Origin of the sequence: Bacillus sp. jun7 (assembly GCF_051034795.1) — a bacterium.
Taxonomy (GTDB): Bacteria; Bacillota; Bacilli; order Bacillales; family Bacillaceae; genus Bacillus; species Bacillus velezensis.
The window spans coordinates 1,330,129-1,344,690 of record NZ_CP093219.1 but is presented as its reverse complement, the minus strand read 5'-3'; the positions used below and the strand labels follow the sequence as shown (position 1 = coordinate 1,344,690).

Annotated in this window: 12 protein-coding genes; 7 read left to right on the top strand and 5 right to left on the bottom strand. The window is 48.6% G+C overall.

Annotated features, from left to right (window positions below; translation table 11 throughout):
- Positions 1-42 precede the first annotated feature (42 nt).
- Positions 43-747, top strand: coding sequence for an EcsC family protein (locus MJQ52_RS06050; protein ID WP_025649550.1), 705 nt, complete (start codon positions 43-45; stop codon positions 745-747).
- A 20-nt stretch (positions 748-767) separates the two neighbouring features.
- Here the strand turns inward: MJQ52_RS06050 and MJQ52_RS06045 are convergent, their stop codons facing one another.
- From MJQ52_RS06045 to hmoB, 3 genes are all read right to left on the bottom strand, one after another.
- The gene (locus MJQ52_RS06045) at positions 768-1,955 is read right to left on the bottom strand and encodes a M20 family metallopeptidase (RefSeq protein ID WP_167860027.1); all 1,188 of its coding nucleotides are present in this window, start codon (positions 1,953-1,955) and stop codon (positions 768-770) included.
- Positions 1,956-2,023: 68 nt separating this feature from the next.
- The gene (locus tag MJQ52_RS06040; RefSeq protein ID WP_058906679.1) at positions 2,024-3,409 is read right to left on the bottom strand and encodes a hypothetical protein; all 1,386 of its coding nucleotides are present in this window, start codon (positions 3,407-3,409) and stop codon (positions 2,024-2,026) included.
- Positions 3,410-3,527: 118 nt separating this feature from the next.
- Positions 3,528-4,028: a heme-degrading oxygenase HmoB gene (hmoB, locus tag MJQ52_RS06035; RefSeq protein ID WP_265210061.1), complete on the bottom strand. Its 501-nt coding sequence runs from the start codon at positions 4,026-4,028 to the stop codon at positions 3,528-3,530.
- A gap of 125 nt (positions 4,029-4,153) precedes the next feature.
- Here hmoB and MJQ52_RS06030 point away from each other — a divergent pair, with 125 nt between their 5' ends.
- The 6 genes from MJQ52_RS06030 to MJQ52_RS06005 all read left to right on the top strand — a co-directional run bounded on the left by MJQ52_RS06030 (position 4,154) and on the right by MJQ52_RS06005 (position 13,078).
- On the top strand, positions 4,154-6,292 hold the full coding sequence (locus MJQ52_RS06030) for a transglycosylase domain-containing protein (protein WP_265210163.1): 2,139 nt from the start codon (positions 4,154-4,156) through the stop codon (positions 6,290-6,292).
- Between the two features lie 123 nt (positions 6,293-6,415).
- On the top strand, positions 6,416-7,477 hold the full coding sequence (gene hemE, locus MJQ52_RS06025) for a uroporphyrinogen decarboxylase (RefSeq protein ID WP_167860028.1): 1,062 nt from the start codon (positions 6,416-6,418) through the stop codon (positions 7,475-7,477).
- Between the two features lie 75 nt (positions 7,478-7,552).
- Complete coding sequence (gene hemH / locus MJQ52_RS06020) at positions 7,553-8,488, top strand: ferrochelatase (RefSeq protein ID WP_003155221.1); 936 nt, start codon at positions 7,553-7,555, stop codon at positions 8,486-8,488.
- 27 nt (positions 8,489-8,515) lie between these two features.
- Positions 8,516-9,949, top strand: a complete 1,434-nt coding sequence (hemY, locus tag MJQ52_RS06015) for a protoporphyrinogen oxidase (protein WP_146283662.1) — start codon at positions 8,516-8,518, stop codon at positions 9,947-9,949.
- 148 nt (positions 9,950-10,097) lie between these two features.
- A complete protein-coding gene (locus MJQ52_RS06010; protein WP_032874350.1) occupies positions 10,098-10,670 on the top strand; it encodes a TetR/AcrR family transcriptional regulator in 573 nt (190 codons plus the stop codon).
- 74 nt (positions 10,671-10,744) lie between these two features.
- Positions 10,745-13,078, top strand: a complete 2,334-nt coding sequence (locus MJQ52_RS06005) for a YhgE/Pip domain-containing protein (RefSeq protein ID WP_033574487.1) — start codon at positions 10,745-10,747, stop codon at positions 13,076-13,078.
- A gap of 50 nt (positions 13,079-13,128) precedes the next feature.
- Here MJQ52_RS06005 and fabHB read toward each other — a convergent pair whose 3' ends face one another.
- Both fabHB and MJQ52_RS05995 read right to left on the bottom strand, forming a co-directional pair.
- Positions 13,129-14,106: a beta-ketoacyl-ACP synthase III FabHB gene (gene fabHB / locus MJQ52_RS06000; RefSeq protein ID WP_003155217.1), complete on the bottom strand. Its 978-nt coding sequence runs from the start codon at positions 14,104-14,106 to the stop codon at positions 13,129-13,131.
- Positions 14,107-14,243: 137 nt separating this feature from the next.
- The gene (locus MJQ52_RS05995; RefSeq protein ID WP_052585646.1) at positions 14,244-14,450 is read right to left on the bottom strand and encodes a hypothetical protein; all 207 of its coding nucleotides are present in this window, start codon (positions 14,448-14,450) and stop codon (positions 14,244-14,246) included.
- Between the last annotated feature and the right edge of the window lie 112 nt (positions 14,451-14,562).

Here is a 14,562-nt window from a genome sequence, read left to right as displayed (position 1 = left end):
TCAATCGGGTTTTTGAAACCTCAATGAAAGAAGGAGACACAGATGACCGACGATCAGCAGCTGATACAGGAAGCACTGCAGTGGAAAGCGCGTTTTTTGCGCAAGGATTCCATGCTTGAACGCTTTTCTAAAGGAATGCAGGCGAAAATAAATGAGCGGATTCCCGATAAAATTCATGCCGTCATCACAGAAAGCATTAAAAAAATGACCGAAGCAACAATGGCGGGTTCAAATCTGGTGAAAAGCAAGCGGGATACAAACGGTATGACGCTTGCTGAAAAAGATGCCCTCGCCAGACAAACCATCGCATCGTACCAAAAGGTCGCGGCAGCCGAAGGTATCGGTACGGGGGCCGGCGGAATTTTTTTAGGGATGGCTGATTTTCCTTTGCTGCTATCCATTAAAATGAAATGTCTGTTCGATCTTGCCTCCATTTACGGCTATGATGTGAAAGACAGGGATGAGCGATTGTTCTTGCTGTTTATTTTTCAGCTGGCTTTCTCAAGCGGTGAACAGCGGAAACGCATATACTCAATGATTGAACAGTGGGATTCGAAAAAGCATGATGTCGATTGGAGAGTTTTTCAGCAGGAATACCGCGATTATCTGGACGTGGTGAAATTGTTTCAGCTTTTGCCGGTCGTCGGAGCCGCCGTGGGCGGAGCGGCCAATTATAAACTGCTGTCACAGCTCGGTGAGACGGCAAGGCACGTTTTTCATTTAAGAATCACAACAGCCGGTACGTAATGTACCGGCTGTTTTTTATGTCAGCGGGGGTAGCTTACCGCGGCGCCGATAAGCACCTTGGCGGCCGTCAGCATCGCTTTTTCATTAAAATCAAATTTCGGGTGGTGATGAGGATAAATGGTTTCCGCATTTTCTAAAGCGGCGCCCGTAAAGAAAAAAGCGCCTTTTGTATGCTGCAGATAATAGGAAAAATCCTCTCCCGCCATCTGCGGCTCTCCTTCAACGACTTTCGTAACGCCGTCTGTTTCCGCTGCGGCTGCCGCCGCGTGCGCCGCTTCCTCAGGATGATTGACGACGGCGGGATAGCCGCGTTTGAAACGATATTCATAGGAAGCGGAGTGCATGGAACAGATTCCTTTTACGACAGCTTCTATTTCTGCTTCGAGCAGGCCGCGCACACTTTCGTCAAACGAGCGGACGGTGCCTGAAATGACTGCCTGATCGGCAATCGCATTAAACGGATTTTCAGCGGTGAACGAGCCGGCTGAGATGACGGCCGGCTGCACCGGATTTACCCGCCGGCTGACGATATGCTGAAGAGCCGTGACGATTTGTGAGCCGATTAAAACGGCGTCCTTCGTATCGTGAGGGATCGCACCGTGACCGCCTTTGCCGATGACTTTAATCGTAAAGCCGTCAGCGGCGGCCATTACTGGGCCCGGGCGGCATAAGACCGTTCCGACGGGTTCAGTCGCCCATAGGTGTGTGCCGAAAATAGCATCGACATGTTCGAGGCAGCCGTCCTCAATCATTGCTTTTGCTCCGCCGGGAGATAATTCCTCAGCGTGCTGGTGGATCATCACAAATGACCCTTTCAGTTTTTCCCGGTTGCGGTACAGCACTTTTCCGGCCGCGAGCAGAGCCGCCGTATGGCCGTCATGCCCGCAGGCGTGCATGACGCCGGGAATTTGTGAAGCATAGGGCACATCTTTTTCATCCTGTATCGGCAAAGCGTCAAAATCAGCTCTGAGTGCCACGACCGGTCCCGGTCCACCGCCTTCAATACAGGCTGTGACGCCGTTGCCCCCGACATTCGTCCGGATGGGGACGCCGAGCTTTTCATAAAATGAGGCGATGAACGCCGGTGTTTTTTTCTCCTTAAAGGATGGCTCGGGATTCATGTGAAGGTGACGCCTGATTTCAACCATTTCCTCATACAGCCCGTCAAGCTGAGCGTTTAAGCTTTTTTGAAGTGTCGTTAACGTCAAAAGCGATGCCCCCTCGTCTGCTTTTCCCATGATTGTATAGAAAATGTCAGAAGATTTCAATCTTTTTGCTACGGGAGAATGATGATGGCGGCGATGGTCGTGACGATAAGTCCGGCCGCAACAGGGATAAAGTTTTTCCTGGCAAGCTCAAACGGGTCAACTTTACAAATAGCCGCAGCGGGAATCAGTGCCCAAGGGACCAATGTTCCGCCCCCGACCCAGATCGCTGAAATCTGGCCCAGCGCCGTTAAAACGGCCGGGTCCGTATGAAGCGCGGCAGAAAACAGCTTTGCCATCGAGCCTGCAAGAGATATACCGGAAAACCCTGACCCGTCGAGCCCGGTAATCGCACCGACTGCGGCCAGGGCGATGCCGGCGAATTCTCCGGACATCGGAAAAGAATGGGACAGGGCCAGTCCGAGGTCATTGACGATTCCCGCAGACCCTTTCGGCAGCGGGGTGTTCAAAATATTTTTAAACCCCGCGTCACCGAGATAAAAGAAGGCCGCGATCGGAATGACGGGGCCGAATACTTTAAAGCCGAATTGAAAACCGCCGATAAAATACTCGGTGATCTTTTCTAAATGCCGCTCTTTATATACAATGAAATGAATGATCAGGAGAATGCCGATCGCGGTTCCTCCGACGAGTGCCGTCGCATCGTTTCCTTGGAGGCGGTATACGATCATGCAGATAATATCGGCGAGAAAAACAAGCGGAATGAAAACCGCCAGGATCACCCTGAGTTTTTTCGGCAGATACATACTTGTGTCCAAAGAACCGGAGCTGTCCAAGGAGAGGGGGGCCTTCGTTTTTTTTCGATCCCGCATGATGAGGAAGAAAGCGGTGATTGTCGTCGTTAACCCCATGATCAAAACGAGCGGAATACTTGCCTGCATGACATCGCTCACGGGAATGCCCGCGGCGTCGGCCGTTAATTTCGGGGCCGCCTGAATGACGTAATCGCCCGATAAAGCGAATCCGTGGCCGAACAGGTTCATCGCCATAGCCGCGGCGATCGGAGAAAGGCCCGCCCGGATCGCTGCGGGAAGCAGCACAGCGCCGATCAGCGCCACCCCGGGTGACGGCCAGAAAAAAAGAGAGATGGCAAACATCAGACAGCCGATAACCCAATACGCGACAGCCGGCCCTTTCATCAGCTTTGCAAACGGAGAAATCATCGCTTCATTAATACCGGTTTCGGTCAAAAGGCCGCTCATCGCCACGATAAAACAAATGATAAAAATCGTCGGCAGCAATTCTCCGGCGGCATACGTAAAGCTGTGAAACAGGCTGCTGACCGAAGCGGAGAATGAATGCGTCGTCCATAGCGCAATCACAAAAATGCCGGCGAGTGAAATAAAGGTTGTATCTTTTCTGAGAAGCATAAAAACGATAATGGCCGCGATAAAAGCAACATAAAGCAGATGTACCGAGTAGACGCCGATCCCCAATTGAACCACTCCGTTTATAAATAGGATTGCTACAGGGTATTCATAGGCGGGCGGAAGGTGCAAAGAAGGATGCGTAAAATCGGGACATCAAAAAAGCCGGAGAATCTCCGGCGGTTTTTTAGTCTATTGCGTAATAAGCGGTTACATAAGACGGACGGGAAAAAATAGACGTCGTGTCGATACCGGCAGATGTTCCGCGTTTTTTATGAGCTTCCTGATAAGAGTTTGACTGCTGCCAATCCTGAAAGGCTTTTTCCTCTTCCCACAAGGTCAAAATGACATACGTATCGCCTTCGAGCGGTCTTAATACGCGGATGGCTTTAAAACCGGGTTCATTTTCCACTTTGCCGGCGCGGTTTTTAAACCGGTTTTCAAACAGCGGACGGCCTTCCTGGGTAACGGCGATGTTGTTGAGGACGGCGTAGCCCGGATTTTTGATTTCCCCGACGCTGTCGATGCTTTCATAGGAATGGGGCGCCTGAAAAACGGTTTCTCCATTTGTTTCATGAATTAAAACCGCATTATCCTCCCCCTGCATCAGCACCATATTCTCACTCGGGTGTTTCTTGGCAATCGTCTTTAAATAATCGGCTGTCCCGTATGTAATATAAACCTTCATATCAGCCACCTCCTGCTTGCTAGTATATCAAAAGAGTGGTATAAGTTTCTATTGGCGACTCATTCTGACATAATTCGAAACAATATTTCCCATACTACAAGTTAAGAAAGGCGAGGTGACTTACGCTGAAAAAGAAAAAAAGATTCTTTATTCCGGCTGTAATTGCGGCGGCAACCGCTTTTCTCGCGTTAATCGGATACATTATCATTATATTTCTCGGCCATTATGTCATCGATGAAAAGAAATTAATACTGCACGCATCTTCAAAAATCGTCGATCAAAACGGTGATGAAATCGCGAGCCTCTATACGGAAAATCGTGAGCCGGTATCCATTCAGCAGGTTCCGGAAGATGTGAGAGATGCCTTTATCGCCGTTGAAGATAAACGGTTTTACGAACATCACGGCATTGATGTGAAGTCTGTCGGCCGGGCGGTGTTCCGGGATGTTTTAGCAGGCGGCAAGGTGGAGGGCGGAAGCACGATCACCCAGCAGCTGGCGAAAAACATTTTTCTGACTCATGATAAAACATTTTTGCGCAAGACGAAGGAAGTCATTATCGCCATCAATCTTGAGCGTGATTACAGCAAGGACAAGCTGCTTGAAATGTACCTGAACCAGCTTTATTTCGGCCATGGCGTTTACGGCATTCAAGCCGCGTCCCACTACTACTTTAATAAAGAAGTAAAAGATTTAACCGTTGCAGAAGGAGCCGTTCTGGCAGCGATTCCGAAGGCGCCATCTCTTTATTCGCCGATTCAGCATCCGGATAAAAATAAAGAACGGCGCGATACGATTCTTGCAATGATGAACGATCAAGGCTATATCAGCGCCAAGGAAGCCGTCAGAGCCCAGGGCCGGACATTGGGGCTTAATGTCAAGAAAACATCAGAAACGCCTTGGTTTGACAGTTATATCGATCTTGTCATCAAGGAGGCGGAAGACCGTTATTCGATGTCAGGAGAACAGCTGCTTCAAGGCGGCTATACGATCCGGACGTCACTTGATTCCAAGCTGCAGAAAACGGCATATACCCTCATGAAGGAAAGCGGCTATTTTCCGGGGACGGATCAGGCGGCAGAGGGAAGCGCCGTCTTTATTGATAATAAAACCGGAGGCGTGCGCGCGGCGGTCGGCGGGCGCGACTACGTGACAAAAGGATACAACAGGGTTACGGCGAAGCGGCAGCCGGGCTCAACGTTTAAGCCGATTGCCGTATACGGGCCCGCCATGCAGGAAGACAAGTTCAAACCGTATTCGCTTCTCCAAGACAAACTGACGTCCTACGACGGGTATGAACCGAAAAATTATGACGGACAGTACAAGGGGGAAGTGACGATGCAGGATGCGATCACTTACAGCATAAATGCGCCCGCTGTCTGGACATTGAAGCAGATCGGCGTGGATACGGGAAAATCGTATCTTGAGAAAAACGGCATGAACATTTCTGACAACGGACTCGCGATTGCGCTGGGCGGTCTGTCTGAAGGCGTCACTCCGCTTCAGCTTGCCGGAGCTTATCATACCTTTGCGGCAAACGGAATGTATACGAAGCCATTTTTTATAGAGAATATCACGGACGAAGACGGAGAAACGTTATCCGGGCCTAAAAACGGCAAAACGCGCGTCTTCAGCGGACAGACGGCATGGAATATGACGAGAATGCTACAGCAGGTCGTAAAAGAAGGAACCGCTTCACAAGGCAGCTATCAAGGTGACCTGGCGGGGAAAACCGGCACGACCACATTTACCGGCATCCCCGGCGCGACAAAGGACGCCTGGTTTGCGGGATACACTCCCGGACTGACGGGAGCCGTCTGGATGGGCTATGACAAAACGGATAAAACCCATTACCTGAAAGGCGGCAGCCAATACCCGGTCAGACTTTTTAAAGATATCGTCACAAAAGCGGGTGAAAACGGCCGGACATTCAAAAAGCCTGAAAATGTGAAGGAACTGGGCAGCCCGATTGAGCTGGAGGCGGTAAAATCCCTGTCGGCCCGTTATACATTTAAGGCGATGGGACTGATTACGGTTCAATTAAAATGGGATATTCAAAAGGATGATCGGGTTGTTTACCGAATATATGAGAAGAAAGACGGAAAAGACAAGCTTCTGGATTCGGTGAAAGGAAAAGGCGGCTTTGACATACCGTACGCCAATCTGTTTTCAGGGGCTTCATACAAAGTCGTTCCATATAATTCACAGACGAATCAAGAAGGAGAGGGAACGGAATACGTTCAGCCGAAGCTTTTTTCTTCTTAATCATGAATTCGGCGATTTTTTGAACATTAAGCCTCAATTCTATACCATTCAGAAAAAACAAGGTATAGTGTAATGGGCGAAGAACACGAACGTATGGTTGCAGGAGGAAAGGTGGAAATTCAGATGAGTAAACGAGAAGCGTTTAATGATACGTTTTTAAAAGCGGCACGGGGAGAAAAAACAAATCACGTCCCTGTCTGGTACATGAGACAGGCGGGGAGGTCTCAGCCGGAATACCGCAAGCTGAAAGAAAAGTACGGCTTAGTCGAAATTACGCATCAGCCCGAGCTGTGCGCGTATGTGACGAGGCTCCCGGTCGAGCAGTACGGAGTGGACGCTGCCATTTTATATAAAGATATTATGACGCCTCTTCCTTATATCGGAGTGGATGTTGAAATAAAAAACGGAATCGGCCCGGTGATCGATCAGCCGGTGCGCTCTACTGCGGATATTGAAAAGCTCGGCGAACTGAATCCCGAACAGGATGTTCCTTACGTGCTGGAAACGATCCGATTACTCGTAAACGAACAGCTGAATGTTCCGCTCATCGGTTTTTCGGGAGCGCCTTTTACGCTGGCCAGTTATATGATTGAAGGCGGACCTTCTAAAAATTACAACAAAACAAAAGCGTTTATGCACAGTATGCCGCAAGCGTGGCAAATGCTGATGGACAAGCTGGCGGACATGATTATCGTTTATGTAAAAGCGCAGATTAATGCCGGCGCAAAAGCCATTCAGATTTTTGATTCATGGGTCGGCGCGCTGAACCGCGAAGATTACCGGCAGTTTATAAAACCGGTGATGGACAGAATATTCCGGGAGCTTTCAGCAGAGCAAGTTCCGCTGATCATGTTCGGCGTAGGCGCAAGCCACCTGGCCGGGGATTGGCATGACCTTCCTCTTGATGTCGTCGGTCTTGATTGGAGACTCGGCATAGATGACGCCAGAAAACAAGGCATTACAAAAACGGTTCAGGGCAATCTTGATCCGTCGCTTCTTCTTGCGCCTTGGGAAGTCATCGAGAAAAAAGCGAAAGCGATACTTGATCAAGGCATGAAAACGGACGGGTTTATTTTCAATTTAGGGCACGGCGTATTCCCTGATGTCAATCCGGCAACGCTGAAAAAGCTGACGGCGTTTGTACATGAATACTCCGCGGCCCAAAAAACGGAACAATCTTCCTGAGCAGATCGTTGGTTATAAGAAGATTTTCCTGTCAAAATCAAGATAGACAGACCATCAAAAGAGGTGTTTAACTAAATGAGCAGCAAAAAGAAAATGGGACTTCTCGTCATGGCTTACGGAACGCCTTACAAAGAAGAAGACATAGAACGTTATTATACACATATCAGACGCGGAAGAAAGCCTGAGCCGCACATGCTTCAAGACTTAAAAGACAGATATGAAGCGATCGGAGGCATTTCGCCGCTGGCAAAAATCACGCAGGAGCAGGCGGAGAAGCTCGCACAGCGTTTAAATGAAATCCAGGACGACGTAACATTCAAAGTGTACATCGGATTAAAACATATTGAACCGTTTATTGAAGACGCGGTGGCGGACATGCATAAAGACGGCATTACAGAAGCTGTCAGCCTTGTGCTCGCCCCTCATTTTTCAACATTCAGCGTCCAGTCATACAACAAACGCGCGAAAGAAGAAGCGGAGAAGCTCGGCGGCTTGACCATCAAGTCTGTTGAAAGCTGGTATGATGAACCGAAATTCGTTGATTATTGGGTCGGCCAGGTGAAAAAAACGTATGAGTCAATGCCGAAAGAAGAACGGGATGACGCGATGCTGATCGTCTCAGCGCACAGCCTTCCTGAAAAAATTAAAGAATACGGCGATCCGTATCCTGACCAGCTGGAGGAATCCGCAAAACTGATTGCCGAAGGCGCCGGAATTACCGATTACGCAGTCGGCTGGCAAAGCGAAGGGAACACCCCTGATCCGTGGCTCGGGCCGGATGTGCAGGATCTCACGCGCGAGCTGTATCAAAAGCATCCTTATAAAGCATTTGTATACGTGCCCGCAGGCTTCGTTGCCGATCATTTAGAGGTGCTTTACGATAATGATTATGAATGCAAAGCTGTGACCGAAGAAGTCGGCGCAAGCTACTATCGTCCGGCCATGCCGAACGCACAGCCTGAATTTATCGACGCGCTTGCAGCGGTCGTGCTGAAAGAGCTGGACAAATAGAATTAAACGGTAAAGAAGGCGATAAAAATGAGTGGCGATAAAAAACATCTGGTCATCATCGGCGGCGGCATAACGGGATTAGCCGCCGCCTTCTACATGGAAAAAGAAATCAAGGAAAAACAGCTGCCGCTTGAGGTCACCCTGATCGAAGCGGCCCCGAGAGCGGGCGGCAAAATTCAGACGGCGCATAAAGACGGCTACATCATTGAGCGGGGGCCGGATTCTTTTTTGGAAAGGAAAAAAAGCGCGCCGCAGCTCGTTAAGGATTTGGGGCTTGAGCATCTGCTCGTCAACAATGCGACCGGCCAGTCTTACGTGCTCGTCAATGAGACGCTTCATCCGATGCCGAAGGGCGCGGTGATGGGCATTCCGACCAAAATCGCTCCGTTCATCTCCACCGGTTTATTTTCTGTTCCCGGAAAAGCGCGGGCGGCGCTTGACTTTGTCCTGCCTGCGAGCAAACCGAAGGAAGATCAGTCTCTCGGTGAATTTTTCCGCAGACGCGTCGGTGACGAAGTCGTTGAGAATTTAATAGAACCGCTATTATCAGGGATTTATGCCGGAGATATTGATAAGCTGAGCCTCATGTCCACGTTTCCGCAATTCTATCAGACTGAGCAAAAGCACAGAAGCCTGATTCTCGGTATGAAAAAATCACGTCCGCAGCCTTCGGGACAGCAGCTGACGGCCAAAAAGCAGGGCCAGTTTTTAACGCTGACGACAGGGCTTCAAACGTTGGTGGAGGAGCTGGAAAAGCAGCTTACGCTGACAAAGGTGATGAAAGGAACGAAAGTCACCCATATCGGCCGCGAGGAGAAAGGATATTCCGTGACGCTTGATAACGGCAAAGTGCTCTATGCGGAAGGATGCATTGTGACAGCGCCGCATAAAGCCGCGGCGAAAATGCTTTCTGATCTGCCGGCGGTTTCATGTCTCAAAGACATGCATTCTACGTCCGTTGCCAACGTCGCCTTAGGTTTTCCTGAGGGAGCCGTCAAGATGGAGCATGAAGGTACGGGATTCGTTATCTCAAGAAACAGCGATTTCTCCATCACGGCCTGCACATGGACGAATAAAAAATGGCCGCACGCGGCGCCGGAGGGCAAAACGCTTCTCAGGGCGTACGTCGGAAAGGCCGGAGATGAATCCATCGTAGATCTTTCAGATAACGAGATCATTAAAATCGTAATGGAAGATTTGAAAAAAGTAATGAAAATAAATGGCGAACCGGAAATGACCTGTGTGACCCGCTGGAACGAAAGCATGCCGCAATACCATGTCGGCCATAAGGAGCGCATCAAAGAGTTCAGAGATGCGCTGAAAGCTTCCTATCCGGGCGTATACGCGACGGGCGCGTCTTTCGAAGGGGTGGGCATCCCCGACTGTATTGACCAGGGAAAAGCCGCCGTATATGATTCACTGGCTTATTTATTTGAAACGTACCAGCCTCCGTTATCGTAAAACGGAGGTTTTTTTGCATGTTCCCGTTCTGTAAAGGGAACACCAATAAAGAGAAAAAACATTTGAATCTTCTTTGCGACTGTGATAAGTTATCTTATGTACAAAATGACTAAAACGTTCAAACGGTCAATTTAACGAGGTGGGAAACATGTCCGTCGATCGGAAAAAGCTCATTCTGGAAGCGGCAACGAAGTCTTTTACACAATTCGGCTACAAAGCAACAACAATGGATCTGGTGGCAAAGCTTGCAAATGTGGGGAAGGGAACCATCTACACGTTTTTCAAAAACAAAGAAGAACTGTTTGATGATATTTTCACCACTATTTTAAGAGAAATGAAGGAACACGCAGACGAAGCGATGAAACCGGAGCTTTCATTTCACGAAAATGTTCACCGGGCGCTTATCGCGATTTTGGAATTCAGAAAAACACACCAGCTGACTATTAAAATTTTTCAGGAGAACGCTGAGATTGGTACAATAGCCGTTCAGGATGTCATTGCGAAAATGGAGCGGGCCATTCTGTCATACATTAAAGAAAAGATAGAAACAGCCATTGAAAACGGAAGCATTAAACCGTGTGATCCGGAACTGACCGCTTTTGTGATGCTCAAGCTCTACATCGCGCTGATATTTGACTGGGAAAAAAACCATCCGCCTCTTGAAAAAGAGACCATCGCCGAATTGCTGGAAATGTATGTTGGTCAAGGATTATCTAAATAATAGATGATCCTTCACTTTTTAGGTGCCGTGACCGTTTTGTCAAATGAGTCAGTTTGCGGAAGGAGGCAACAGGGTTGAATACAATAAAAAGCCAGTGGAAAGACATTGTAACGAACAAGAAACTGTTAATCCCCATCATTGCCATATTATTCGTTCCGCTGATCTACAGCGGAGTGTTTTTGAAGGCGTACTGGGACCCGTACGGCACGGTGGATCAGCTGCCGGTTGTCGTTGTCAACCAGGATAAAGGGGCGGACTACGAAGGGAAACATCTTCAGATCGGTGACGATCTTGTGAAAGAGTTAAAGAAAAATGATAATTTTGATTGGCATTTTTCAAGCGATCTTGATCAATCGTTAAAGGACTTATTAAATGCTAAATATTATTTATTGGTCGAGATTCCTGAAGATTTTTCTAAAAACGCCAGCACGGTAATGGATAAAAATCCGAAGAAGCTGGATCTGAAATATCATACGAATGCCGGATCAAACTATGTCGGCGCGACAATCGGAGAAAAGGCGATCGACAAGCTGAAAGCCTCCGTGTCGAAAGAAGTGACGGAGCAATACGCAAAAGTCATTTTTGACAATTTTAAAGATATTGCCAAAGGACTCGGCAAAGCCAGCAGCGGCGCCAAGAAAATAGACGACGGCACGAAAAACGCGAAAGACGGCAGCGCCAAGCTGAAGGAAAATTTAGCGAAGCTTACTGAAAGCACCGCCACCATCGGCGATAAAACGCAGCAGCTTGCAGACGGAGCGGCGAAAGTGACAAGCGGAATTCAAACGCTTGACAGCTCTATCGCAAAACTTCAGAGCGCAAGCGCCGAAATTCAAGATAAATCAGGACAGATTGCTTCAGGAGGAGGCCAAGTGGCCAGCGGGCTGAAAACGAGCCTTGACGCACAAAAGCAGCTCCAGCAAAAGCTTCCGGATTTAACGAATGGATTAAGTGCGTTAAACAGCAAGGCGCAGGAAGTGTCGCAAAAAGCGGCGGCATTTGAAGATGCGATCAATTCAGTCAACCTCTCAGATATTGAAAAAGCGGTTGGGGAGCTTGAGCAGACTGAAAAGGAATTGCAGCAGTTTAAGAAAAAGCTTTCTGATCTGAAAAACAGCCTGGATGCCCGGGATGACGCGGTCAAAAAGGTGATTAAGGACAGTGATTTCTTAACGGATGAGCAAAAAGCGAAACTTGTTCAGCTTCTGAATGAGAAGCTTCCGAAGGCCGACCTTCCGGATTTAGACAATATCGTCAGCCAGCTTCCGTCCGGCGGAGATATCCAGCTTCCGGATATGTCAGTCATAAAAAGCGCGCTGGCAGATGTAAAAGCGAAGGCTGATCAGCTGAAAGCACTGCCTCAGTCCACATCGAAACTGTATAACGGCGCGGCGGCGGTACAAGACGCAATTAACCAGCTGACGGCTGGAACTGATAAATTGTACAGCGGAGCGCAGACCGTCTTTGAAAGCCAAAACAAATTAACGGCCGGTATCGGCGAATACAACAGCAAGTTCGGACAGCTTAAATCAGGATCAGAAGCGTTAGTGTCAGGGAGCGGCCAGGTGTCTGGCGGCTTAACGAAACTGCTGGACGCGCAAAACAAAATCCATGACGGCTCGTCCAAAATTGAGCAGGGTCAAGCGTCTCTCGGCACCGGTTTAAGCAAACTTTTAGACGGCACCGGACAATTGTCCAGCCAGCTGAAAGATGCGGCTGATCAAACCGGGGACATTAAGACAGATGACAAAACGTACAGCATGTTTGCCGATCCGGTAAAAACGGACGATAACGCGATTCATTCCGTGCCTAACTACGGTACCGGACTGACGCCTTATATTCTCTCTATGGGCTTGTATGTCGGCGGATTGATGCTGACGGTCGTATTCCCTCTGAGTGAAGCTTCAGGGCGTCCGAGAAACGGTTTTGAATGGTTCCTCAGCAAATTCAGCGTCATTCTGCTCGTCGGACTGATTCAATCCGTAATAGTCGCCACGGTTCTGTTAAAAGGAATCGGGCTTGATGTGGAAAGCACTTGGAGATTCTATCTCTTTACGATGATTACCAGCATCGCGTTCCTGTCGATGATTCAATTATTGGCGACAACGATGGGAAATCCGGGACGCTTTATCGCTGTCATCATTCTGGTGCTTCAGCTTGGGGCAAGCGGAGGAACCTTCCCGCTTGAACTCCTGCCGGGATTCTATCAAGTGATTCACGGGGCACTGCCGATGACTTACAGCATCAACGGGTTCCGTGCCGTCATTTCAAATGGCGATTACGGCTATATGTGGCAGCAGGCATCCATTCTGTTGGGCATCGCCGTTGTCATGATCGCGCTGACCATCGTGTATTTTACGGTGCAAAGCAAAAAAGAACACAAAACGGAAGAAGAAATAACAGCATAAGAAAAAGAGGCGCTGAGCAGATGCTCAGGGCCTCTTTTTTTTGATTTCGATTAAAATCCCCATCTCACCAACAGTCCGGTATACGTCAATCCGCCGCCGAACCCGAACAATACCAGCGTCTGGCCTTCCGACAGTTTTTTTGCTTTCACAGCTTCATCCAAAGCGAGAATAATAGAAACCGATGAAGTGTTGCCGTAATATTCAACGCTTGTCAATGTCCGTTCAAGCGGGAAAGGCAGTTTTTCACAGATGGATTCGATCATCCGCATGTTGGCGCTGTGAGGAACGAACCAATCCAGATCGTCTTTTGAAAAGCCGGCTTTTTCTAAAAGGGCATTGCATTCCTCAGGCACGGTTCTGGCCGCCCATTTATATACTTCGCGCCCGTTTTGCACCATATTTCCTCCGCCTTTAAGCGGCTCGCCGTTTAATTCTGCGCTCAGTCCCGTGCGATACAGCACGTCCGCGCTTCCTCCCGCTGTTCCTTGCACGGCTGCCAAAAAGCCCGGCGCTGATTCGTCGCGTTCCACCAATAGGGCGCCTGCAGCATCTCCGAAAAGAACGCAGGTCGTCCGGTCAGTATAATCCGTTACCTTTGATAATGTTTCACCGGCAATGACAATCACTTTTTGATGGGAACCGGCGGTAATTAATGCGTCTGCGAGCTGAAGGCCGTAAGTGAGTCCGGCGCATGTGGCGTTAATATCAAGCGCTCCCGTGTGCGGCCAGCCGAAGTAAGCCTGCACGCGTGCCGCGGTGCTTGGAAACGCATAGTCCGCCGTCGTTGTGGCGACAAGAATCATATCGACATCATCAAGAGTTCCGCTGTATCGTTCTGCAAGGTTTTTCACCGCTTCCACACACAAATCCGATGTGAATTCATGTTCGCCGGCAATGCGTCTTTCCTTCATACCGGTGCGCTGGACGATCCATTCATCAGATGTATCGACGATGCGCTCCAAATCCGCGTTTGTTAATCGGCGTGCCGGAGCATATGTACCGATTGCTGTAATTTTAGATTTTGACATGAAAAAATCACTCCTTTATATCAGATTATAACACCTGATATTATTACTTGGTACTAATTTTAATAAAAAAACCCAAGCAGCATCCGCTGTTTGGGGAGCATGAGAATTTTATTTGTAAAACGGGCTTGTGTGAACGATTACCAATGACGGCAGCAGCGGCGGCATGAATGATGATGCTTCTTTTTGTCTTTCTTCTTTTTACAAGGGTCTTCTTTTTTCTTTTTACAGTGATCTTTTTCTTTTTTACAGCACCAGAAGGCTGCACCAGACCAATCATCCTCAAACCAATCCTCAAACCAATCATTATGAAACCTTTTCCGCTTGTGCGGTTTACGGCTGATCATACATTTCCCTCCTATGCTCATGCTCCCTTCATTCTATGAAAAAAGAGCAGGAAAAGATTGGACGGGTTATGGATCAAAAGAGTATATTTTAAGAAGAATAAAATTGATAGGA